We start from the raw sequence: 24364 nt of genomic DNA, 5'->3' as shown, positions 1-24364 counted from the left end.
GACCTGGTCATGGTGAAAGTTTACCACTACTGACCAGGTCGGTCAATGTTTTGTAGTTTTTATTTTATAATTGAGAATCACTCACTCTTTCCATCATATTGATGCCTATACTCATAAAGAATAAGCTCATCAATAGCAAAATTCCGACAGGCTGCATTGCTTCAAGGAAACTTTTATTTTGAACAGTTGCTTCAATGATTCCGTATATAGCTTGTTTGATAGGCATCCATTCTGCTACAAATAATAAAAAACGATTATCAATCACTTGTAGCGGCCAAAAAGCCCCACCTAACATGGCTGTAGAAGTTGCGACAATGGGAATCAAGACCATTAATCCTGAAGAAGTTTTTGCCATGGCGATGAGTAATATCCCTAGAGATACAATACAAAGAATAAACGATAATGTGATTAGAATTGCTACGAGATAGTTGATATTTAAATCAAGTAAAAGCATCTGACTCAATAACGTTAATAGTACTGTGATTTGCAAAACTCCTAGGCTGAAATAAAAGAAAAGATGTCCAAGATAGATTTTAGCTTTTGAAATTGGAGAAAAGATCAGTCGGTTCCAAATACCATTTCTTTTGTCTTCAAATAAATCTGTCATAAGAAAAAGAATTGAAAATATCGTGAAGTAGAAGGTCATACCTAACATGACCGATAAATTCACAATGCTATTACCAGTATCAGACAACGAGCTTACGTTTAACAATAGGTGGTCCTTAACTTCGATGACTTGTTCTGGGTTTTGCTCTTGAATGCTTCTGAGCCGATTTTCTTCACTATAAACTCTACGAAGATATTGATCCACGACAGGTAACTGCTCCGTTTCTCTTCCTACAAGAATCTGATAATTATCTTCTTCAAGTACTAATGCAAACCCATACTTATCCATTTTGATATCTTCTTCTACTTGATCTTTTTCTTTTAAATGAATACTAATCGTATCACTTTGATTCAATCTATCTAATTTATATTGTATTTGATTCTCTGATAGATTATGACTATAAGCTGCTACTTCCAACTTTTGACCACCTTGGGTGCCAGCCACTACATTGACCATCAGTATGGTCAATCCAAAAAACAATATGAGCAATAACGGGCTCTTAAGGGTTCTTTTCCATTGCATAAGAAATACAGTTATCATCTAATCTAACCTCCTTTTCGGAAACAATAGAACAGCCACGGTCAAACTGACGATACTCATGCCGATCACTCTCGCTAAAAGAGGTAAAATTTCTTGTATTTCGAACCCCATTAGTAGTTGCAAGTATGAAGTCAATGTTGCACCATTAGGCGTCCAATCCCCTATCGTCTTAATCAGATCAGAAAAGTTTTCTGTCGGTGTAAAGCTACCTCCAAGAAAAGCTAGTACAGCAGTGAAAGATCCAAAGAAGTTTACAATTTTAATTTCGTTTCCATATAGTGATATAGAGGTAAGCAAGCTAGTTATACTTCCTATCAATAAAGAATAAATGGCTGTTATTAATGCAATATCTAACCAAAAGGAACTGGGTCGTCCTGAAAAAATTCCGAAAACTAAATTGGAAAGGCCAAATAACAAACTTAACTGCATAAAAGCAATAAGTGAACTGGAAACCATCTTACTCATCAGGTAACTTAAAGGTGATTGATTCGAAATCATAATTCTTGCAAATACATGTGTTTCTTTTTCCCTAAAGCTACGGTTTGCTATGATTGTACTAATGCTTAAAGCGTAAAACACACCCATTCCTAGCGTATAGTATTGAAAAGCGCTGATAGGCTCTTCAGTAGAAACTGTCAGAGTTCCACCATATCGTGAGGTATCATCAATTGTTGTATCTCCAGCGAATGGAACTATGGATGTCTGAAAATTATATTCGTTAATAAAACTATCTAAAACACTAGTCAGTGTAATGGATCTAATTTGATTCGGATCTTGTGTCATCACATTAAGTTCTGTTTTTAATTCTTCCCCAAATAAAGTCGAATTCAATACAGATAAACTGAATTGGTCTGGAACATGTATAATACCGCCAATTTCGTCATTTTCTAACGCTTTCTGAGCAGAATCGATTGATTCAAAAGCTTTTAAATGAAAGAGCTCTTTTATCTCTTCTTGTTCAAACAACTGTTTCAAATGAAAGACTGGGTCTAATTCAGACGATGCTTCTAATAACTGCTGGTACTCTAAATCAGTCACATTTTCCTCATCCAGTTTTGCTTCAAAATCCGCCTTAACTGTTTCATCGTTTTGATCGTTCACAAAACCAACGATAGTTGTCTCAATAGTGTTTTCAGCACTGTTGTTCATCAGATTACCAAGAGCAAATCCTAAAATACAAATCAATAGAAAAGGTGTGAGTAGTAGTTCGATCAATTCACTTTTATTTTTTGAAAGTAAAAGAAAATCTTTTTTTATCAACTCTTTCATCGAGAACACCTCCTAATCTCTAAGTTTCCTACCTGTTAAATGTAAAAACACGTCTTCAAGAGTGGGTTCTTTGACTTGGATTCCAGTTACTGTTACTTCGTGAAGAGCGGCTTGACGAAAGATGTCTACAAGGAGTTCGTCCCTTTTAGACACTATCAATCTATAACCTTTAGTTGTTTCATATAGTTGATTGACATCAGGGTGTTTTTTCAATACCTCTGCAAATTCTACTTTTTTAGTTTTCACTTCAATTTCCACGGTCTCTTCATTTGATAACAAACTCTTCAACTCTTCATTTGTACCGGAAGCCACAATTTTTCCGTTGTCCATAATATAGATTCGGTCACATAATTTTTCAACTTCATCCATATAATGACTGGTATAGAGTATGGTCAAGTTATGCTCAACGTTCAGTTTACGAATCGTATCCAATATATGATTTCTAGATTGCGGATCAATCCCTACAGTAGGTTCATCCATAATCAGAACTTCAGGATCGTGAAGAAGCGCTACTGCCAAATTGATTCGTCTTTTCATGCCACCAGAATAATTTTTCACAGGCTCTTTTCGCCGCTCTGTTAAACCAACGAGCTTTAATACCTCATCCACCTTTCTGTTTAAAGCAGTTCCTTTTAGCCCATATATCTTCCCAAAAAATCGCATATTCTCGTAAGCTGACAATTCTTCATATAATGCAATCTCTTGCGGGACGACACCTAGTACAGGTCTGATCGTGCTTGCATTTTTTAAAATATTAATATTTTTGTATTCAATCGTTCCATTATCTGGAGGTAATAGTGTTGAAATCATAGAAATAGTCGTTGATTTACCTGCTCCATTAGGACCCAACAAACCAACAGATTCGCCTTTTTCTATATACATACTTAAATGATCGACTGCGACTGTTTTTTTAAATGATTTAGATATCTCTCGTACTTCTAGCATCTTGTTCTCTCCTTTCTTTATTTGTCTTTAGTATAAATAAAAAGAGACAGCAAGGTTACTGTCTCTGGTCATTAGTTTATATGACTTTAGTCACTATATTCAGTTTGTTAACTGGTGTTTTATAGCGTAAATCGCTATCTGCGTTCGATCTCTCAATTCTAATTTCAATAAAATAGTCGATATATGATTTTTGATTGTCCCAACTGAAAGAAAAAGCGATTCTGCTATTTCATGATTGTTCATACCTTCGCCGATTCTTTTTATAATGGCTATTTCCCGTTCAGTTAACGCTTCGTCTACTTCTAACCGTTCACTCTGATGCTTCAATAAGGAGGGGACTAATTTCGCAGCTACTTGATCTTCAATGGCCATTCCTCCATTCAAAGCACTTCTAACCGACTTGATCAGCTCATCCGCATCTCCATCTTTTAATAAATAACCATTGGCACCATTTTTCAAAGCTTCCAATGCATAGTCCTGATCATTAAATGTGGTCAGCATTAATATGGTAACATCTGGCCATTTATCACGAATTCTTTTCCCTGCTTCGAGCCCGGTCATTTTCGGCATTCGAATGTCAAGTAAGATTAAATCATATCGATTTTGATCACAAAGTTCTACTGCCCGAAGACCATTTTCTGCTTGTCCAGTCACTCTGAATTCTTTGTCCGTCTCGAGCATGATTTTTAACCCTTGTCTCACTATGGTTTGGTCTTCAGCTATCAAAATATCAATCATTTTGCTTCACCTCCAGTGGGAATTGGCCAATCACAATGAAGTGATTATCATTATTTTGAATAGACAACTTCCCATCGATTCTTTCCAGACGTTCTTTCATATTGGATAAACCAAAGCCTTCTTTTACGATCACTTTTTCAGATTGAATATGTTTTACTGAAAATTTCAATTCTCTTTCCGCGATGATTTCAAAAACGATTTCAGCGCGTTTTCGGTCACTATGTTTCATCATATTGGTGAGGGCCTCCTGAATCGCTCGGTAAAGTGTAACCGATTGTTCATTGTTTAACCTACTGTTCAAAACACCGGACTTCAAGGTCATTGTAAGTCTCAAATGACTTTCAGTCTCTAATTTACGAATCAGAAAAATTACAGCTTGGAGACCAGATTGTTCTTGCGACTTTAATGTACTAACAGCCTTTCGCGTATCCGAAAGGCTCATCTGAGCTAATTTCTTGAGAGCATTGAATTGTTCAGCACTTTCTTTGTTTTTAGCTTGCAAACGAGCGACTTCTAGTTGCATCAGTAAAGCAGTTAATCTATGCCCCACTGCATCATGAATTTCTCTAGCAATCTGACTTCTTTCTTCCAGGCGGATACTCTCGTCATTGCGGAATTGCTGTCGCTTGATAGAAGATAATTCATTATACATTCTAGTATTATCCAAAGATATTTTAAATCGCTGTTTCTTTTGGTTATTTAGCTGACCAATCAATAGGATAGATAAACCTACGAGTATAAGTTGATACACGATCATCTTTGAATTTAGCGCGTTGAAAGCTGGAAAGAGTATGATCAAGAAACTGAGAACGATCAGACAATAGAGTATGTAAGGTTTTAAAAGCTCATAGAATTGTGCCGCAAGAATAACCAAAATCAACCAGACAAAAGGATTCAACTCCACTGAAATAAAAGTTAAGACGGTACATAAAAGTAATCCGATAAAAAACACTTTTTTCAAAAAAAGAGAAACTAATGGTATAAGATTATATCCCGCAAAAAAAAGTACTGAATAAAATAATCCTAAAACTGAACTATCTTGAAAGAAAAGTGCAGATATCCAAGTCACAGTCAAAAGTATGAAGTAGATCCAATAATTGATCAATACAACTCCTCCTAACAATTATCATAAATTCTACTATTCAAAGTATAAATCATTTTCACAAAAGACAGCAAGTGACTTTTTTCCATAAAGAATCAAATATCATTCATTAGATGAAAAATCGTTACAAAACGATAATGTTTAGAATTTATTCCCTTAAAATAAGGCTTAAATCTTGAAGATAGTTCCTATTTTAGTTAATATAAAAATATGAAATGTTATTTAAAGATAACATTCCCTTTTATACCATGAATTTCATTTCACTTGATTGAGAGGAGGATTTAATATGGGATTCATGAATGCTATAAAAAAGTTTTGGAAGAAACAGTCTAATCAGTCACAGCAATTCATTAAAGAAATGCCCATACTGAGAGAAAAGGCTCGTCTTCCATTATCGATTGAATATAAAATCCACTTAACCGCAAAAGAGTTAACTTCTAATCAAGATACTATAAATACGATTACATCTAAAATTATAGAAAACGATCCTAATAAAAGAAAGTATGCTGGTAAAAGCGCTCAAGAATTTAAAAAGTCTGCTAATAAAATCTTTAAATATGAGAGTTATCGCACTCAAAACGTTAAAATAGTGCCCAGCAACGCCGACAGATTAGATATCTATATAGATGATATATTTTTGGGTAAACTACCTAATGAATATACTAAAAATACGTTATCTTATTTGCAATCAACGATTGTTGCTAATTTTGCTTATATCAAAGGTGGACCCTATAAGTACTATAATAGTGAAACTGAACAAATCATTAAAGACTATGAACCCTTTGATTTAACTATCTATATTCAATTTAGTTAATTATCTTTATACAAAAAGCCGACCATATAGGTCGGCTTTTTGTATGAATTATCGTTCTAAAGAATCTCCATTTGATTCAATCAATTCTTTATACCAATAAAACGATTTTTTTCTTGTTCGTTTTAGAGTGCCACTTCCATCTGGTTGTCGATCAACATAAATCATACCGTATCGTTTTTCAATTTGAGCTGATGCAGCACTGACTAAATCGATACAACCCCATGCAGTATAACCAAATACATCTACCCCATCTTCGATTGCTTTTTCAATTTGTAAAATATGGTTATTAAAAAAGTTAATTCGGTACTCATCGTTAATTGTTAATGAACCATCTTCATTTTCTATTGGATCATCATAACTACCCATACCATTCTCTGCTACAAAAAGAGGTAGTTGGTAGCGTTCATAATAAAAGTTTAACATGTAACGTAGTCCTTGAGGGTCTATTGGATAATTCCAATCACTATATTGAACATACGGGTTTTTTAGTCCTCTATATATATTTCCTGCAGCTGTTTGATAAGGCGATGGATCTTTTGCCATCGTACGACTATTATAGTAACTAAAAGTGATGTAATCTACAGTGTGACTCAAATATTCTCTATCTTCTTCAGTAATTTCTATTTCAACATTCTCTTCATTAAATAATCGTTTAGTATAGTATGGATATTCTCCAGTAGCGTGAACGTGCACAAAAAATGTTGTCTCCTGTTGTTGCTCCATCGCATAAAGAATATCATCAGGGTTACACGTCATAGCATATCTCGGCTGAGAAGCGACCATACATCCAATCTTAAAATTAGAATTGATATTTCTTGCCATTTTAGTAACCAATCCGCTCGCAACTAGTTGATGATGTGCAGCTTGATATCTTTGACTCATTGTTAATTCTTCTTTTGGAGTTAAAATACCTCCTCCTAAAAGCGGAGAGAATACAGTGACGTTAATTTCATTAAATGTAATCCAGTGGCTAACTTTATCCTTATATCGATTCATGACTGTCTCGGCATATTTAGCAAAGAAATCAATCATTCTTCTATCTAACCAAGACCCGTATTTTTTTGCTAAATTTAACGGCGGCTCATAGTGCGATAAAGTAACCAATGGCATGATTCCGTATTGTTTACATGTGTCAAAAACTTTATCATAAAATGCTAATCCTGCTTCGTTAGGTTCAGTCTCCTCACCTGTTGGGAAAATTCTTGTCCAAGCAATTGACATTCTATAAACTTTAAATCCCATTTCAGCAAAGAGTTTAATATCCTCTTCATATTTATGGTAAAAATCTATTCCTTTCAGTTTTAAATTATCTTCCGTAGGTCCGTCTGAAATGGGTCCTAAAACACCTTTAGGCATAATATCTTGAACGGATAAACCTTTGCCATCAATATTATAAGCACCTTCTAATTGATTAGCAGCTGTAGCACCGCCCCACAAAAAATCTTCTGGAAACTGACTCATTTTCTTCCTCCTTATTTGACGACTGTCATAATTTTATTTAAATTAGAAACGTTTATTTCTTCAGATTCGATAACATCAAGATATTCATTTGTATTCGTTACAATAACAGGCGTAGTCAAATCAAAACCTGCATCTAAAATAGCCTCTCTGTCAAATTTCATCAATAAATCACCTTTAACAAAAGAGTCTCCATCATGGATTTTTGCTAAGAAATGCTTACCTTCTAACTTCACAGTATCAATACCAATGTGAATCAATAGTTCTACACCTGTGTGACTTCTTAATCCAATGGCATGTTTAGTCTTAAATATCATAGCTACTTGACCGTCGAATGGTGCATATATGCTTCCATTCGATGGAATGATCGCAACACCCTTGCCCATGGCTTCAGTTGCAAAAGCGTCGTCATCAACTTCTGTCAGCGAAATCATTTCCCCATCTAATGGACTAAAAATTTCATTTTTTTCACCTAAATTAGATCCCAACGAAACTGAATCATTACTTAAGTTTGTCGTGTTTTCTTTCTTTTTATGATCAATTGAAGATGTATCAGACTCCATATTTTCTTTGTATAAAAATAGACAAGCAGTAAATCCTACTGTGGCACCTATGATTACAGTAATGATTGCATGATAAAAATTCCACATTGAATCCCCACCCATATAAATTGGGGTAGAAAAAATATTTGATGTTCCAGAAGACCATGCTTTCAATCCTACAATACCTGCATAAAGACCAGCACTCGCCCCACCTAGTACAGTAGATATTAGGACACGCTTATTTTGTAGTGTAACACCGTACAGTGCTGGTTCAGTAACTCCCATAAAACAAGAAATACCCGTTGAAGTTGCTAGTGATTTCACTTTTTTATTTTTAGTTCTAAAAGCTACAGCCATGACTGCTCCACCTTGTGCCATATTAGCTGACAGTAGCCCTGGAGTAAGAATACTACCATAACCAGTTATAGACCTTTGAACTGCCTGAGCTGCTCCTAAACTGTAGTGCATACCCGTCATAACCAAGAATGGTGCAAGACCACCTACTAGTAACGGAACAACAAAACTAGCTTCATCTTCTAAGAATGTAAAGAATACTGCTAAATATTCTCCAACGATAGATCCTAATGGTCCTAGGACGATTAAACCAATAGGTGCTACGATTAATATTGTAACCATTGGTACGACAAAGACTTTGACAACATCAGGAGTATACTTTCTCGCAAACTTCTCTATATAAGATTGTAATAATACAATCAAAATAATCGGAATTACGGACGAAGAGTAAGTTGCTAATCTAATTGGAATACCCAAGAAAGCTGCCTCAACACCTTCGGTTCTCATCATTGTCAAGTCAGGATGTAATAAAATACCTGCAAATACTAATGCTAAAAATTGACTTGTTTTGAATTTCTTAGCCGCAGTAGTAGCAATAAGGAACGGTAAGAAGTAAAATACTGCATCTCCCATTATATTAAGTATACTATAAGTCTGAGATTCCGTAGATAACCATCCCATTGCAGTGGACAAAGCTAGAATCGCTTTAACCATACCCGATCCTGCTAAAGCTCCAACAATTGGGGTGAAAATACCTGCAATTGTATCAAAAAATAGTGCAAATCCTTTTGGTTTTTCTTCTGATTCTGACTGCTTTCCATTTGTTTCTCCACCTACCATTTGAATGGCTTCATCGTAGACACTTTGAACATGAGGGCCAATAATGACCTGATACTGACCACCTTTGTATACCGCACCGACTATGCCATCCATTTCTTTTATAGCATCTGTATCAGCTAGGTCTGCATTTCTAAGATTAAATCTTAACCTAGTTATGCAATGGGTTAAGTCACTGACGTTATCAGCTCCACCGACTTTCTCAACAATTACTTTAGCTAATTCTTTGTTGTTCATATTATTACCTCCAATTTATAAGTACAAAAAAACACCTAAAAGTCTACACAAAAAATCACAGATACTTTGTGTAGATCAATTCAGGTGTTGCCTGCCAATACAGTTACAATCCATTAATTTGATCGAATTTGATTTTCTCTATTTGTTAATCGATTAATGTGTAAAATAAAGTATAATTGCTCATCAACCGTCATTTCAGTATCTAATTTTTTAATTAGATAACTGTTTATTTTCAAAACACATTGATATGCTTTCTTATACTTTATACTTACCTGATCGAAGAGTTGATTCTCACCCGATCCGTATCTTTCCTTACGTGTTATTCGTTGTAGAAAGTACCTTAGATGCGTAACAAACCGACTATAATTTAAAGTATCTTCCTCTATATCAATTGAATAATGAAATTTTATAATATTGAAAATATCTTGAATGATAATCGTCTCATTGATCCCTTTAAGATTGACATCATAATCCATATTTTGACCATTGACAAAATGAAGCGCAATAAAACTGGCTTCATCTTCTGAAAGTTTTACTTTTTCATAATAGTAAATCGTTTCGAGCATATCTAAAGCTACTTGATACTCTCTAGGGTAAAATTTCTTGATTTCCCATAAAAATGCATTTTGAATTTGTTCACCTTTTTTAAAGCGGAATAAAGCATAATTTATATGATCAGCTAAACCAATATAAATACTATCACTAAATTTCACTTCAAGACGCTCTTCAGCTTCCTTGACTATTTTGTCCGTAAGCTCTAAATGATTTGTTGGTATCTCACCAACTAAATGTACAAATTTATCTACTAACTCTTGAGATTCAAGAATAAAAATCTTATCGATTTTAGATTCATCAACTTCATCATTTTCTTTTTTCCCGAAGGCAATTCCTCTACCGAGTAAAACGCGTTCAGACATTTTCTCATCCTGAGCAAGAATAATATTATTGTTGAATATCTTTTTAATCCACACAGACAACCTCCTCCCATAAAAAAAAATACACCTTAATAACTTTTAGAAACAGAATAAAATTATCCTGTCAAAAGTAATTAGGTGTTGCCTGCCAATACAGTTACAATCCTTTTGCTATTCAATTAACTGTTCTACTATATTGTAAGCACTATCAATATAAATGTCAATGAATTTTTTAAAAAAAGTAACCTCGAGTAAAGCTACCCGAGGTTACTTATTATTACTTAATTCTATCTGACATCATAGCTTTCATAAACATCCAGACACCGCTATTTAATTTCAATTCTTCTCGTTCTTCTTCTGTAACGTTTAATCTTATTTGTTCATCTCTTCCACTTAAAGCCTTGCTTGCCCAATGTGGATCAGATAACAATACTCTACCTAATGCGACAAATTCACTATGCTCCAAAGCTTCTTTAGCGTCAGCGCTGTTTCGAATATCTCCTACACTAATTAGAGGCACTCTTCCAGCGATTTTGTCATGCATTTGTTGTAAAATTGTTTTTTCTCTAGCTTCGTCAAATTTAGAAAATTGTCTGAAGTCACCGAGTGAGATGTGAAGATAATCCAATTTTTTATCAGCTAAATGATCCACCAAATACAATGTATCTTCAATACGAATACCAGGATTTTCATATTCTTCCGGAGAAAATCTATATCCGACAATAAACGGTTCAGTTGTTTCGTTATCAACCGTTTCAATAATCTCATCTACAAGTCTATCTACAAAGTGAAATCTATTCTCAAGACTTCCGCCCCATTTATCATCACGTCTATTTGAATGCGGAGAAAAGAATTGTTGAATCAAATAAGTATTCGCTCCGTGAATCTCGATTCCGTCAAATCCGGCTCTAATTGCTCTAATAGCAGCTGCTTTGAAGTCTTCAATAACTTGAACAACCTCTTCGTCAGACAGTGATCTTGGTTCAATAGCCTCGGGTCTTTCTGCTTTAACAGCACTTGCAGAAACGGGCTGTTCTCCTCTTAATGCAGAACTAGGAGACATTCTACCCCCGTGGAAAATTTGCAAGATAGCTTTTGTACCAGATTTCTTTATAGAAGAAGCTAATTTGGCTAGTCCAGGTATGTGCTGATCATCATGAACACCCAATTCGCCTTCCCAACCTTTTCCAATAGCTTGAACATTTGCTGCCGCTGTAATTACAGCACCTAATTCTCCACTTCGAAGTGCATAATAAGCTAGTTCATTATCCGTTATTGTACCGTCAAAGAAGCTCATCATATTTGTCATAGGAGCCATGATTGCTCTATTTTTCAATGTAACTCCACGCTTAAGTTGTACTGAATCGCCTAAATTATTCATCAAAACTTCCTCTCACTTTTTATTCTACTTACTTATTGTAACTGCTTGTACAAGTAAACACAATAGTAGCGACTCATTAAACTATTTTCATCAAAAAAAGTTTGCTCCAAATTTCCAGAACAAACTTTTTGTTTAATATATATTTGTAGTTAAACTTTTTCAGGATAGACTTCTTGTACAGTCTTTTCAGGGTCGATAACGATGTATAAGTGATCATTACTAGATACTAGACTGGACTGATATTCGTTATCGTGTCCATCACTATCAATCGCTTTGTACGGGAAGTAGATACGATCTTTTTCAGTACACAGTTCCTTTTGTCCATTGTTATTGTCTCTATATAGAATATCCATCATTTCAATATCTTGATATTGTTTAACACGATCAAACATCCCTGCTTCTAGTCCTCCTAAATTAATATCGGAAGAATTTACCGCATCAGCTTCTCTGTCAATTTCTATTTTAAGAGATTCACAAGGGTGAATTTCTTGAAAATCGTCTTCGCCTATTCTTCCAAAACTTGTTGTGACTTGCTTAATCCATAGATCGCCAATGTGTTTTCTTTCAATTGTCCAAGTTTCACCATTTCTAAATACAAATTTCAACGCTGACATCATTTTTTTCATTTTATTTCCTCCTCTTCTACTTGTGAATAGTTTAACAAATATAAAAAGAAAAATAAAGCCTAATTTACAATTAATTTATAAATAATTATGAATATTAAGGATATATTGTATTTTCGTTCACAATTAGAGCGAAATAAAAAGACTGAAAACCGTTTCAGCCTTTTCTGTCTGTATTTTTAACGCCCAACATTCCATCCACCGTCTATAACTAACGATGTACCTTGCATGTAATTTGACTCATCTGAGGCTAGGAAAGCAGCTGCAGACGCAATTTCTTCTGGCTTACCCGCTCTTTGGTCAGGAATATCTTTGAGTCTTTCGTCATCGATACCTTCTGTCATTGGTGTCACAACAAATCCTGGTGCTAACAAGTTAATTTTAACACCTTTGCGACCAAAGTCATAGGCCAACTGTTTAGTAAATCCTTCTAAAGCATGTTTAGATGTTACGTATGTTGATCCCCCAGGGCCTGCTACAAAGGTTGCTTGTGAGCCTACATTGATAATGGTACCTTGCCCTTTTTCAATAAAGATTGGTAGAACGGCTTTTGAAGCTAAATAAGGTCCTTTAACATTCACATCCATGATTTTATCATAATCAGATTCATCAGTATCCAGAATAGTTTTGTAGCTATCGTGGATTCCAGCGCCATTATAAAGAACATCAATTGTTCCGTAAACATCTAAAATTTCTTGAACAACTTTATTAATTTCGTCAAAATCTGTTGTATCTGTATGCTTGTAGATCGCTTCATTGTTCTGTTCTTTTATTTCATTTACGATACGGTTTCCTTCATCCTCGTTTCTACCTCCGACGACTACTTTAGCCCCTTCTTTAGCAAATTTCTTTGCTGTGGCTTCACCGATTCCAGAAGTTCCTCCGATTACAAAAGCTACTTTATTTTCTAATTTCATTTTTTAGGTCTCCTTTGTTTTATTCTGAAATTAGCTTAACGATAATATTCTATAAAATCAAAGAAAACACTCTGCATGAAAAAGCACATACCTATAGTGATATGTGCTTTTTCCTATTCATTTATTTCTGAATATTTCAATAATCTATTGATATGAACAGCAAGATACGTTAGTTCATCTTTTGGGATTGGTTTATGATGGACTTCTTGCATATATTCTTTGATTTTAAAAGAAATATTCATAGATTCCGGATACAACGTCGAAATTTGCTCAAATAACTCTTCATCTGTCTCTTCCATCAATTTATCTGACAAATAGCGTTCTACGAAGAATTTTACGTGCGTGATAAATCGATTATAATGAATGGAATCTGTCTGAAGATTGGCTTTTAGATTGTAGCGAACTAGATTCACAATGCTTCCTAGCATTTTAGCCACTTTCATACTATCTGCATTTTCATTATCAGAACTTTGTGCATTAATAAGATGGAAAGCAATATTGGCTGATTCTTCTTTAGGCAAATCAACTTCAAGTTTTTCATTAATCAGTTTTCTAGCGTATTCACCAACCAGAAATTCTTTAGGATAGTAACTTTTAACTTCCCAATAAACACGATTTGATATATTCATACCTTTTTGAGCACGTTCCACTGCAAAATGCATATGATCCATTAATGTAAAGTAAATACTTTGTTGTAATTCTGTATCTAAGTGAATTTTGGAATACTCAATGATCTCTTGAACCATATTCAAATAAATTTCAGGAATATTACTGAGCAATTCAAGCACTTGCTGCATACGAATATTTTCGGCTGAAAAGAATACTTGATCTACTTTTGATTGATCAACAGAGTCTCCCGGCTTCGCTCCAAATCCAATGCCTTTTCCAAATACAACAATTTCTTTTCCATCTTTTTCAATGAGTACGACACTCGTGTTCAACACCTTTTTTATTAATGCCAATCTAATCCCCCTTCCTCAGACAACTTCATTTTATATTATAGTTGGCTACCATTTGTTTCGATAATATCTTTATACCAGTAGAAAGAATCTTTTTTAATTCTATCATACGTCCCATTTCCTTCATCATCTGCATCAACATAAATGAAACCGTAACGTTTAGACATTTGAGAAGTACTTGCACTTACAATGTCGATTGCACCCCAACTTGTATAGGCAATAAGGTCAACACCTTCATTAATAGCATCTTTCATTGCTTTGAAGTGACTTTCAAAGTAAGCGATTCTATATGGATCATGGATTTCTCCATCTACTAATTCATCTTTTGCGCCCATACCGTTTTCTACAATCATCAATGGAACGTTGTAGCGATCATATAATTCTAGTAATGAAATTTTCAGTCCTTGTGGATCAATTTGCCATCCCCAGTCAGTTGCCTCTAGGTATGGATTTTTAACTCCAAGAATGGTATTTCCTGGCGTACGTTCTGCGTTTTCGTCGTGGGATTCTGTTAATGACATGTAATAGCTGAACGATACAAAATCAACAGTGTGATTTTTCATTACTTCTAAATCGCCATCTTCAAAGTGTAATTCGATCCCTCTTAATTCAAGATCTCTCAAAATCAACTTAGGATATTCTCCGAAAACATGTACGTCAGCGTAAAAATTATTTTCAAGGTTCTTTTTCAAGGTTAACTCAACATCTGTTGGATGACAAGTTCTTGGATATGTCGTTAGTTTCGTGATCATACATCCCACTTGGCTACCTTCAATAATTTCATGACAATCCTTTGTTACCATTGCGGAAGCTACGAACTGGTGGTGTAAAGCTTGATACGTTTCTTGCTCTGCTTTTCCGGGAGCACATTGGTCCACTAGAATTCCAGCTGTAGTGAATGGGTGTCTGTGGATACTGTCCACTTCGTTAAAGGTTAACCAGTATTTTACTAGATTTTTAAATCTTTTGAAACAAACTTTTGAAAATCTAACGAAATCATCGACTACACGTCTATCAACCCAACCATTATACTTCAAGCTTAATGATAAAGGCATCTCATAGTGAGACAATGTGACGATTGGTTCGATATTCATTCTCTTCATTTCAGTAAATAAATCTTCATAGAATTGTAAACCTTTTTCGTTTGGCTCCAATTCTTCTCCTGTTGGGAAAATTCTTGACCACGCGATTGAAACTCTTAAAGTTTTGAAGCCCATTTCTGCAAACAACGCTAAGTCCTCTTTATAGCGGTGATAAAAATCGATTCCTCTTCTTTTAGGATAAATATCATCCGATTTATCTGCAGCAGCTTTCTCTACTGTTTCAAGATTAATACTCATGTGTGTTGCGTAATCTTTAACGTCTACTTTAGGTTTATAAGTAGCAATATCCGCTACAGATAATCCTTTACCATCCACGTTCCAAGCACCTTCAGCTTGATTGGCTGCAATTGCGCCACCCCACATAAATCCTTCTGGAAATCCTTTATTCATTATCATTATCCTCCTATTGGTGATACTGTCATTACTGATTGTTGTGTTGATACTGATTCATTCGTAACATCTTGCGATACAGAAAAATCATCTTGATTTGTTACAACAGAGATAACCGTTGTATCGAATCCTGCTGCTTCTATAGCTTGAATATCAAAAGTAACTAGCAAGTCTCCTGCTGATACATTATCTCCTTTATTAACATGCGCTTCGAAATGGTTTCCTTCTAGCTGAACTGTATCAATACCGATATGGAATAAGACTTCTGCACCATTAGTCATTTCCATTCCAACTGCATGTTTTGTTTCAAAGACCATACTAATTATGCCATCTGCTGGTGCTCTTAGCTCACCGATCAATGGTTTAACACCAAAACCTGCTCCGACCATTCCTTTAGAAAATACTTCATCCTTAACTTCTGATAACGGAATAATTGTACCTTCTACAGGACTATTCATCGTTTCTGGTTTACGTTGACCTGAGTTAAATGTTTCTTTTTCTTCTTCAACTTGTATAACTTCGTCTTTCCATAAAATCAATACTGATACAAATGAAAGACATAGTGATAATCCAAAAGTTACAAATGCCCAGGTAAGATTCATTGGATTATCTGGACTAGCAAACATTGTAATACTTGCTAAACCAGGTCCCACTAATGCGAATGCCTCAACGGCCATGATTCCGATAAACGAACCACTGATCAAACTACTAATGATGACACTATATAAGACGCGTTTATGAAGGATCGTTACACCGTATAATGCCGGTTCAGTAATTCCGAAGAACGCTGAAATCCCAGCAGAGATCGCAGTCGCTCTCAACTTTTCGTCTTTTGTTTTAATTGCTACTGCAAAGCAAGCGCCTGATTCTGAGATGTTATGAGCTAGAGAAGCTGGTAAATATAAGACTTCTCGCCCAATCCCACTCATTGAAGATACCGCATAAGGAATCATAGCTTTGTGCATTCCTGTAACAACCATGAAAGGTAATACTGCAGCTAATATACCTGTTGCTACCCAACCTACATTACCGTAAATAAACAGAATTAAAGCTGATAATTGTTCACCAACTAAGTAACCTATCGGTCCTAGGAATAATAGCGTTACACTTACTGAAATCGCTAAAGACATTAATGGAACAAAGAAGATTCGAATCGCTTTAGGTGAGATTTTTGTAAAGAATTTTTCTAGAACTGCATAGAATAGTACTAGTAAAAGTGCTGGAAATACTTGAGAAGAATACGCAATTTCTTGAATTGGTAATCCAAACAAACTTGTACCTTCACTAAGTAAGGTTGTCATACCTGGTAATAATAACGCCCCTACCGCAGAAGCAGCGACTACTGGGTTAACTTTCAGCTTATTTGCTGCAGTTATCGCAACGATAACTGGTAAAAAGTAAAGAGGTGCTGAGCCGATTAAATCTAGTACTTGATAGGTTTGTGATTCTGGGTTCATCCAGCCAAACATGTTAAATAAAAGTAATAATGACTTGAGAACGCCCCCTCCGGCTACGGCTGGTATAGTTGGCTGAAAAACTCCAATAATAAAATCAAGAACTATTGCACTCCATTTTTGTTTTGGACCACCTTGCTTTTCTCCAGAGCTCGCTAAATCTCCAACAATTTCTTTAACCTTGTCGTAAACTTCTACTACTTCGTTACCAATAATGACTTGCATTTGAACATTTTTACGAACACCCATTACACCGTCAATCAATTCAAGTTTGTCCATATTCGCTTTACTGTCATCTTTCAAAGTAAATCTCAATCTTGTCGAACAATGCTCTAAGTGAGCTATATTGTCTTTCCCACCAATATTCTCAACAATTTCACTAGCGGTTTTTTGATAATCCATGCTGACATCTCCCTTATTTGTTTTTTTGATCACCTGGCCTAGATAATCAAAAAGGCAGGACATAATGATAGAATCCCCCTAAAGATAAACTTTGGGTATCTAGATCATTAGGTCCTGCCTGCATTACCAGTCACATGCCTGTTATTTAAACTTACTATATCATCAACTTTTGGAAACGTCAACATTAATTTCAAATTTTATTTTAAGTGGACACTTCATATATTCCTAATTACTTATTTGCTTAAAGCATCGACTGCTAATATAGCGTTAGCTACTTGTTCCGCAGTGATTTGTGGATCAAGGTTTTCCATCGTTTCACCATCGGCTGTTGCTAGCTTTCCAACCTCAATCAAATCTTCAAATGATGCATCCGTTAGATGCATGTTTTCTAGTGTCGTTGGCATATCAATCTGATTATAAAAATCAATGTACTTTTTAATTTCCGTTTCTGTTTTTCTTTCAAGAACGAGTTGAACAAGTGTGCCATAAGCAATTTTTTCACCATGTGTCAAATCATGAATGTCTCCATGCAAGGCAGTAAAACCATTATGAATAGCATGGGCTCCTGCTAATCCACCATTTTCAAATCCTAGACCCGAAAGAAGTGTGTTTGCTTCTACAATTGCTTCTACTGCTGGCGTAACAATACCTTCTTTAGCAGCTTTGTAAGCACTCAACCCATGCTCGAACAAGGTTTTTTCTGCCATTTCCGCAATCGCTTGAGAAGCTAATGTCGGTTTTCCACCGGCCATCGTATCTCCATTTCGTTTAAGTGTTGCTTTAACTTCTACTAGTGTTGCCATTGCGTCACAAATTCCTGAAGCAAATAGACGGATGGGTGCATTGACAACAATGGCCGTATCAACAAGTACGAGTTCAGGGTTTTTGTCGTAAAATTTATACCCTTCAAACACGCCGTCATCAGAATAAATAACTGAAAGTGCACTTGTCGGTGCATCTGTTGAGGCGGTTGTAGGTACAATAACTACAGGTACCCCTAGTTGATCTGAAACAGCTTTAGCTGTATCAAGTGTCTTACCGCCACCTACTCCAATGACAACATCCGCAGATTGTTCTTTACCTTTATCAGAGATTCGGTCAATTTCTTTTGTAGAAGCTTCTCCGTTAAATTGCTCAAAGTGATATTCAGACTTAGAACCTTCAAAACTAGCTTCTATTGCTTCTTTCGTAATATCCCAGACGACTTCGTCTGCGATCAATAAGGGTTGTTGACCAATTGCTTCTGTTTCCTTAGCCAGTTCTTCTATAACGCCAGCGCCTTGGATATATCTGCTTGGTGATCTAAATACATATTTTGTCATATGATTACCCCTTTCAATTTTTACTGCAGTTTCACTTTAACAGAACAGAAATCGTATTCAAAGTAATAGCCCTACGATCTTTTATCTTTAAATATTACGAACATGAACATGTATATTTACAAAAAAGACTTACCTCAATTTAACTAAAGGTAAGTCTTTCATAGTCAATCTACTGCTGTAATTTCAACCATTTTACTTTGATAATCCCCATGTAAATCGTGATTAATATAGATCCCTCTATACATTAACTCATCACCATAATAGGTTTCTCCGTTATGACTCAGAAGGTATTTCTGGTCCGGTTTCAAACCCACTACTCTAATCTGATCAAATGAATCATTTGCTCTAGCCATCGTTTGATAGAAAAACAAAACTGCTTGTGTCTGTTCTTCATTTGTAAACATCCATGCAGCTTTATGATTTTTATCAAATGGACTAATCAGTCTAGAAAAGCGACCATACTGAATCAATTTTCTATGTTTCTTGTACCACTCAATCTGATCTTTTACTTCAGATTTTTCATCAGAAGAAAGCTCTGTAAGGTCCAATTCATAACCTAAATTTCCAGCCATAGCAGCATGCCCTCTCATTTCCATCGAGATTGAGCGACCTACTTGATGATTTGGTGTAGCAGAAACGTGAGCACCCATACTACTGATTGGCATGACTAAGCTTGTACCATATTGAATATCCAGTCTAGAAGCAGCATCGGTGTTATCGCTCGTCCAAGTTTGTGGCATATAGTAAAGCATGCCTGGATCGTATCTTCCACCGCCTCCAGAACAACTTTCCCATAAAATGTCAGGATACTCAGTGGTTAAAATTTCAAGAACCTCGTACAATCCTAGGATGTAGCGATGTAGAATCTCACCATCTCTTACAGAAGAATTTCTAGAACCAATCTCTGACATATTTCGATTGAAATCCCATTTAATATAATCGATCGGTACGTCATTTAATACGGCTCTAATCTGATTCAGTATATTTTCTCTGACTTCTGGTCGACTATAATCAAGTACGTACTGATTTCTACTAACAGAAGATCTTCTGTTTTTAGCGCCGAGTATCCAATCAGGATGTTCTCGGTATAAGTCACTATCTTCAGAAACCATTTCCGGTTCAAACCAGAGTCCAAATTTCAGCCCTTTATCATGAGTGTAATCAGATAAACCTTTCAGGCCATTTGGAAGTTTTTTTCCATACTCTTTCCAGTCACCAAGCGATGTTGTATCGTCGTCTCTTTTACCGAACCAACCATCATCTAATACAAATAATTCAACTCCTGATAAGGCAGCTTCATCAATTAAAGCATGTAACTTTTCTTCATTGAAATCAAAATAAGTGGCTTCCCAGTTGTTAATAAGTACGGGTCTTTCTTCTTTATTGTACTTTGAGCGAATCAGTTGATTCTGATAAAAGCGGTGATACTCTTGACTCATTCCATTTAACCCATCTGCGCTATAAACCATTACTGTTTCAGGCGTTTGAAAAGCTTCTCCTGCCTTCACTTCCCAGTTAAAATGCTCAGGGTTAATGCCCATTTGAACACGAGTCTGGTTGTACTCATCTACTTCAACATTACTGACGAATTCTCCAGTGTAAACGAGATGAACGCCGAATACTTCCCCAGTATGTTCCGTAGTATCCGGATCCACTAACGCCACAAATGGTTGATAATTATGGCTGGTCGTTCCTCTCTTAGAGTCTACCTTTGTTACGCCTCTATTTAGTTTGTGACGAATTAATTCTCTTTCTCTAGCCCAAGATCCAGATAACTGAATTAAATCAAACTTTGAATGTGAAAAGTCCATCGACATACTGAGTGCTTTATCTAAGAATATGCTTTCTTTATTTAGATTAACGAATTCAGTTGATCTGACAATAACGCCATAATTAGAGAAAATCGTATAAATCAAAATAATCTGAACTTTATTAGCAGCATCTTCTAATGTGATTTTGAGTGTTTGAGCTTGATCATCAGTCTCTGTGAAAGATTGTGGTAGTCCATTCAAGTCTGGTTTACCATCGATAATTTCATGTCCTTTATAGTTAAATTGACTGACATAAGAACCATCCGAAAAGTTTATCTGATAACTAGATTCTCTGAAGTCTCCATTATCATTTCCAGAGTATTCTAGTAATTGATGATTCAAAGAAAATGCACGCTGCTCTGCATCTATCGGATTTGTACCAAAAGCTCGAGCGATGATTGGGTAATCTCCTTTAAATGAATCCCCTCTTAGTTTCTTCCCAAAATAACGATGAGCCAAAAATCTCTGTTCTTCGATTGATATTTGATAACTAATATTTGCATTCGATAAATTAAATACTCGAGTTTTCTCATTAAATTGAATCATTAATTATATCGCTCCTTTACTTGATAGATCCAATCATTCCAGCTACAAAGTATTTCTGTAGTAAGAAGAAGATCAGAGCCGTTGGGATAGTTGTAATTAAAATCGCTAGCATGATTGCGCCATAATCTGGCGTATATCCTGATCCAAGAGCCGAAATAACTAAAGGAACCGTATAGTTTTTAGGATTCTGTAAGATGACCAGTGGCCACAGGTAATTGTTCCAAGAGTTCATAAAGGTAACAATACCAGCAGCTGCATAAGTGGTTTTCATTGTTGGCATAAAGACTCTAAGGAAAAGTCCTAGTTCAGATAGTCCATCAATTCTTCCCGCTTCTAAAAGCTCTTTTGAAAACATCTTTGCGTTTTGTCTAAAGAAGAAAATTAGAAAAGCTGTTGAGAAGTACGGGAGCATAACCCCAGCCAGTGTATCGATACCGATACTTGGTGCTACGCTAGAAATCATTCCAAAAAGTCTAAATAACGGAACCATCAAAGCTGCAAAAGGAATCATCATAGATCCCAAAATCAACGTATAGACAATTTCTTTCCCTTTAGATGGGTGCACTTCAAATCCATAACCTGCTAGTGAAGATATGAAGATTGCGATAAAAGTTTGACCAATAGCTACGAGAGAAGAATTCCCGATCGCATTCACAATATCCGTTGTTTCAAATACTGTTCTTAAGTTCTCCATAAAATGTGTTCCTGGGAGCAACTGACCTCTTGTTACATCAATAGAAGGATTGGTAACACTGACTATTAGGAAGTAGAATGGAAAGAAAAACATAATACATGTGACGATAATAAATGCATACATTAGAATTTTTTTCATTAAGATTTGATTTTTCATTTTTTCTCTCTCCCCAATCTGAATTGAATAATCGTTAAGACAATAACGAAGAATACGATACTATATGAAACAGCTGCTGCGTATCCAAAGTTTGGAGTGTATTGGAAAGACAGATTATAAATGTATTGAGAAATCGTTGTTGTGGCATTACCTGGTCCACCGCCGGTTAAGTTCATTGGCTCATCGAACAATTGTAATGTACCAATTGTTGACGTAATAGAAGTAAACAGGATAACTGGACGTAACATTGGGATAGTGATTTTGAAGAACTGTTGGAATGAAGACGCACCATCGATTCTTGCTGCTTCATAAATACTAGGGTCTACATTCTGTAAAGCAGATAAGTAGAAAATCATATTATATCCAGTCCATCTCCAAGTAATCGCAATGACAATCAAAACTTTTGCCCAGAACGGATCTCCTAACCATAAAATCGGATCATTCGTTAGGTTCAAAAACATCAACACTTGATTGACAATACCATTGTTTGCGAATAGATATTTGAAAATCAATGAATAAGCAACAAGAGAAGTGATTGAAGGCAAGAAGACCAGTGTTCTAAATAGCCCTTTGAATCGCAACGCCTTATTGTTCAATACAACTGAGAAGATTAACGCCAAGAAAATCATTACTGGAATTTGGAAAATAAAGAAGATAAAGGTATTCTTCACTGCTGTTAGGAAGGCTTGATCGTTAAATAATCTCTTATAGTTCTCTATACCAACAAACTCTAGACCAATACCCGCACCAGAATGAAGAGATAACCAGAGTGATTGTATCATTGGGTAGAAATAAAATACGACAATAAAAAAAGTAGGGATAATTACAAATGCCCAACTCATGATTTTACGTTTCTTTTCTAATTTACCTAATTTTTTCTTTTTAACTGTTGGTTGTTTCGTCATCGTTGTTCCTCCTCTAAAAAGATTCAGACCCCTTTCGTATCATGCATTGAAAGGAGTCTGTCTCTTAATAATCCTTGTACTACAGTGAAGATTCAGCTTGTTGCTGCGCACTCTCCAACACGTCGTTCAGATCTGCTCCATTAAGATAATCTTGTAACGCAACTGCTAGAATATCTTCAATCGCATAAGTGTTTTCACCAAATTCTACTTCTGGAATTTCTTGAGTCCATTCAGCAAAGTTACTATTAACCATTTGTCCACCGAAAAATTCGCTTTCCACTTGATAAGCTTCACCTTCAGCAGCTGGTTCGTATGCACCAATAGCATTGATTTGAGTAGCCAATTCTTGATAGAAATCTACGTCTGATCCAAATGTAGAACCAAGGAATTCTCCCGCTAGTTCGTTGTTGTCAATATTCAATACATAAATGGATGATCCACCTAAGTTTGAAGCATTAACTGAACCTTCGATTGTTTGACGAGGAATTGGTGCAATCGCCCAGTCTCCTGATTGAGAGTCTTCAGCCGTGATAGAAGGTGTAATCCAGTTACCTGTTGGAACTGTTGCAACTTCACCATTGTTGAAAGCTTGTAAAAACTGATCCCAGTCATTGTGTACATTCATAGCCCCTGAGTCGAAGAGCTCTTTATAAGTTTCAAATCCTAATCTCAATGATTCATTTTCAGTAATGTATGGCGTTTGTCCATCTTCTTCTGTTAACCATACGCCACTAGATTGCATCATGACACGAATGATTCCTAAGTCATTGTGGTCGTTTGTCATCCATTTGATTCCGGTTTTTTCTGTGACATCTTTACCGATTTCAACATATTCATCCCACGTAATGTCTGTGACATCTTCTAATGTGTATCCTGCTTCTTCTAAGATATCTGTTCTAACGTATAAGCCAGTTACACCACTGTCAAAAGGAACGTTATATACTTCATCTTCATACGTACCAGCTTTTGTTTTGTAATCCGCAAAATCTTCTACGTTATAATATTCTTCTAGAGGTACAAATGAACCTGGATAAGAATTAAGGAAACTTTGTGCACGATAATCTTCTATAAATACAATATTCGGTAAGCCAGTTTCAACGCCAGAACTCAAGCTTGTATTCAAACGTTGAATAACGTCATCTTGTGAATTCTCAACGATATTTAACTCAAATTCCGGATTGTCTTCTTTATAAGTCTCTTCAGCGATTTCAAGTGCACGAACGTTAAAGTTCGGATCCCAGGTCCATACAGTTAATTGGTCTGGTTCTCCAGTAGCGCCTTCTAATCCTTCGCCTTCTTCTGTATCATTTCCGCCACCACAAGCTGTCAAGACAAGTAATGCTGAAGCACTTAATGTCAAAGCTGTTTTTTTATTAAACATGTGTATTCCTCCATTATTCTATT

20 protein-coding genes are annotated in these 24364 nt (G+C 35.7%); 1 reads left to right on the top strand and 19 read right to left on the bottom strand.

The genetic code is table 11. From position 1 onward, the window contains the following. Positions 1-64: 64 nt before the first annotated feature. The 5 genes from VXN63_RS00675 to VXN63_RS00655 all read right to left on the bottom strand — a co-directional run bounded on the left by VXN63_RS00675 (position 65) and on the right by VXN63_RS00655 (position 5204). Positions 65-1147, bottom strand: a complete 1083-nt coding sequence (locus VXN63_RS00675) for an ABC transporter permease (RefSeq protein WP_327756050.1) — start codon at positions 1145-1147, stop codon at positions 65-67. Then, positions 1148-2416 (bottom strand): ABC transporter permease, encoded by a 1269-nt coding sequence (locus VXN63_RS00670; protein WP_327756049.1) that lies wholly within the window; start codon positions 2414-2416, stop codon positions 1148-1150. It lies immediately after the preceding gene. A gap of 12 nt (positions 2417-2428) precedes the next feature. Continuing rightward, positions 2429-3361 carry an ABC transporter ATP-binding protein gene (locus VXN63_RS00665; RefSeq protein ID WP_327756048.1) on the bottom strand — a complete coding sequence of 311 codons (933 nt, stop codon included), beginning with the start codon at positions 3359-3361 and terminating at the stop codon, positions 2429-2431. A 99-nt stretch (positions 3362-3460) separates the two neighbouring features. After that, positions 3461-4099, bottom strand: a complete 639-nt coding sequence (locus VXN63_RS00660) for a response regulator transcription factor (protein WP_327756047.1) — start codon at positions 4097-4099, stop codon at positions 3461-3463. Further along, a complete protein-coding gene (locus VXN63_RS00655) occupies positions 4092-5204 on the bottom strand; it encodes a sensor histidine kinase (protein WP_327756046.1) in 1113 nt (370 codons plus the stop codon). Before VXN63_RS00655 ends, VXN63_RS00660 begins: the two co-directional genes overlap by 8 nt. A 283-nt stretch (positions 5205-5487) precedes the next feature. On the opposite strand from VXN63_RS00655, the gene VXN63_RS00650 reads away from it, so the two are divergent. Beyond that, positions 5488-6015: a hypothetical protein gene (locus tag VXN63_RS00650; protein ID WP_327756045.1), complete on the top strand. Its 528-nt coding sequence runs from the start codon at positions 5488-5490 to the stop codon at positions 6013-6015. A gap of 48 nt (positions 6016-6063) precedes the next feature. Here VXN63_RS00650 and VXN63_RS00645 read toward each other — a convergent pair whose 3' ends face one another. The 14 genes from VXN63_RS00645 to VXN63_RS00580 form a co-directional block, all read right to left on the bottom strand. After that, positions 6064-7476, bottom strand: a complete 1413-nt coding sequence (locus VXN63_RS00645) for a glycoside hydrolase family 1 protein (protein ID WP_327756044.1) — start codon at positions 7474-7476, stop codon at positions 6064-6066. Between the two features lie 11 nt (positions 7477-7487). Then, positions 7488-9383, bottom strand: a complete 1896-nt coding sequence (locus VXN63_RS00640) for a beta-glucoside-specific PTS transporter subunit IIABC (RefSeq protein ID WP_327756043.1) — start codon at positions 9381-9383, stop codon at positions 7488-7490. A gap of 113 nt (positions 9384-9496) precedes the next feature. Then, entirely contained in the window at positions 9497-10354 is an 858-nt protein-coding gene (gene licT / locus VXN63_RS00635) for a BglG family transcription antiterminator LicT (RefSeq protein ID WP_327756042.1), read from the bottom strand. A 220-nt stretch (positions 10355-10574) separates the two neighbouring features. Then, entirely contained in the window at positions 10575-11678 is a 1104-nt protein-coding gene (locus VXN63_RS00630; RefSeq protein WP_327756041.1) for an NADH-dependent flavin oxidoreductase, read from the bottom strand. Between the two features lie 149 nt (positions 11679-11827). Further along, positions 11828-12304, bottom strand: coding sequence for a hypothetical protein (locus VXN63_RS00625; RefSeq protein WP_327756040.1), 477 nt, complete (start codon positions 12302-12304; stop codon positions 11828-11830). A 176-nt stretch (positions 12305-12480) separates the two neighbouring features. Next, positions 12481-13218, bottom strand: a complete 738-nt coding sequence (locus VXN63_RS00620; RefSeq protein WP_327756039.1) for an SDR family NAD(P)-dependent oxidoreductase — start codon at positions 13216-13218, stop codon at positions 12481-12483. Positions 13219-13331: 113 nt separating this feature from the next. After that, complete coding sequence (locus tag VXN63_RS00615) at positions 13332-14180, bottom strand: PRD domain-containing protein (protein WP_327756038.1); 849 nt, start codon at positions 14178-14180, stop codon at positions 13332-13334. 35 nt (positions 14181-14215) lie between these two features. Beyond that, positions 14216-15670: a glycoside hydrolase family 1 protein gene (locus tag VXN63_RS00610; RefSeq protein ID WP_442915283.1), complete on the bottom strand. Its 1455-nt coding sequence runs from the start codon at positions 15668-15670 to the stop codon at positions 14216-14218. Positions 15671-15675: 5 nt separating this feature from the next. Then, complete coding sequence (locus VXN63_RS00605) at positions 15676-17526, bottom strand: beta-glucoside-specific PTS transporter subunit IIABC (RefSeq protein ID WP_327756036.1); 1851 nt, start codon at positions 17524-17526, stop codon at positions 15676-15678. A gap of 233 nt (positions 17527-17759) precedes the next feature. Next, positions 17760-18848 (bottom strand): glycerol dehydrogenase, encoded by a 1089-nt coding sequence (locus tag VXN63_RS00600; RefSeq protein WP_327756035.1) that lies wholly within the window; start codon positions 18846-18848, stop codon positions 17760-17762. A 164-nt stretch (positions 18849-19012) separates the two neighbouring features. Then, positions 19013-21205: an alpha-galactosidase gene (locus VXN63_RS00595; RefSeq protein ID WP_327756034.1), complete on the bottom strand. Its 2193-nt coding sequence runs from the start codon at positions 21203-21205 to the stop codon at positions 19013-19015. Positions 21206-21221: 16 nt separating this feature from the next. Next, complete coding sequence (locus VXN63_RS00590; RefSeq protein ID WP_442915282.1) at positions 21222-22055, bottom strand: carbohydrate ABC transporter permease; 834 nt, start codon at positions 22053-22055, stop codon at positions 21222-21224. Beyond that, positions 22052-22960 (bottom strand): carbohydrate ABC transporter permease, encoded by a 909-nt coding sequence (locus VXN63_RS00585; protein ID WP_442915281.1) that lies wholly within the window; start codon positions 22958-22960, stop codon positions 22052-22054. Before VXN63_RS00585 ends, VXN63_RS00590 begins: the two co-directional genes overlap by 4 nt. Before the next feature lie 79 nt (positions 22961-23039). Beyond that, positions 23040-24341 (bottom strand): ABC transporter substrate-binding protein, encoded by a 1302-nt coding sequence (locus tag VXN63_RS00580; protein WP_327756033.1) that lies wholly within the window; start codon positions 24339-24341, stop codon positions 23040-23042. Positions 24342-24364 lie beyond the last annotated feature (23 nt).

Source organism: Marinilactibacillus sp. XAAS-LB27 (genome assembly GCF_036039175.1).
In the GTDB taxonomy this organism is placed as follows: Bacteria; Bacillota; Bacilli; order Lactobacillales; family Carnobacteriaceae_A; genus Marinilactibacillus.
This window is presented reverse-complemented; position numbering and strand designations above follow the sequence as displayed.

Coding starts and splice junctions, on each gene's coding strand:
- VXN63_RS00675 (WP_327756050.1), bottom strand. CDS start 1,147: ATGATAACTGTATTTCTTATGCAATGGAAAAGAACCCTTAAGAGCCCG.
- VXN63_RS00670 (WP_327756049.1), bottom strand. CDS start 2,416: ATGAAAGAGTTGATAAAAAAAGATTTTCTTTTACTTTCAAAAAATAAA.
- VXN63_RS00665 (WP_327756048.1), bottom strand. CDS start 3,361: ATGCTAGAAGTACGAGAGATATCTAAATCATTTAAAAAAACAGTCGCA.
- VXN63_RS00660 (WP_327756047.1), bottom strand. CDS start 4,099: ATGATTGATATTTTGATAGCTGAAGACCAAACCATAGTGAGACAAGGG.
- VXN63_RS00650 (WP_327756045.1), top strand. CDS start 5,488: ATGGGATTCATGAATGCTATAAAAAAGTTTTGGAAGAAACAGTCTAAT.
- VXN63_RS00645 (WP_327756044.1), bottom strand. CDS start 7,476: ATGAGTCAGTTTCCAGAAGATTTTTTGTGGGGCGGTGCTACAGCTGCT.
- VXN63_RS00640 (WP_327756043.1), bottom strand. CDS start 9,383: ATGAACAACAAAGAATTAGCTAAAGTAATTGTTGAGAAAGTCGGTGGA.
- VXN63_RS00630 (WP_327756041.1), bottom strand. CDS start 11,678: ATGAATAATTTAGGCGATTCAGTACAACTTAAGCGTGGAGTTACATTG.
- VXN63_RS00625 (WP_327756040.1), bottom strand. CDS start 12,304: ATGAAAAAAATGATGTCAGCGTTGAAATTTGTATTTAGAAATGGTGAA.
- VXN63_RS00620 (WP_327756039.1), bottom strand. CDS start 13,218: ATGAAATTAGAAAATAAAGTAGCTTTTGTAATCGGAGGAACTTCTGGA.
- VXN63_RS00610 (WP_442915283.1), bottom strand. CDS start 15,670: ATGAATAAAGGATTTCCAGAAGGATTTATGTGGGGTGGCGCAATTGCA.
- VXN63_RS00605 (WP_327756036.1), bottom strand. CDS start 17,526: ATGGATTATCAAAAAACCGCTAGTGAAATTGTTGAGAATATTGGTGGG.
- VXN63_RS00600 (WP_327756035.1), bottom strand. CDS start 18,848: ATGACAAAATATGTATTTAGATCACCAAGCAGATATATCCAAGGCGCT.
- VXN63_RS00595 (WP_327756034.1), bottom strand. CDS start 21,205: ATGATTCAATTTAATGAGAAAACTCGAGTATTTAATTTATCGAATGCA.
- VXN63_RS00590 (WP_442915282.1), bottom strand. CDS start 22,055: ATGAAAAATCAAATCTTAATGAAAAAAATTCTAATGTATGCATTTATT.
- VXN63_RS00585 (WP_442915281.1), bottom strand. CDS start 22,960: ATGACGAAACAACCAACAGTTAAAAAGAAAAAATTAGGTAAATTAGAA.
- VXN63_RS00580 (WP_327756033.1), bottom strand. CDS start 24,341: ATGTTTAATAAAAAAACAGCTTTGACATTAAGTGCTTCAGCATTACTT.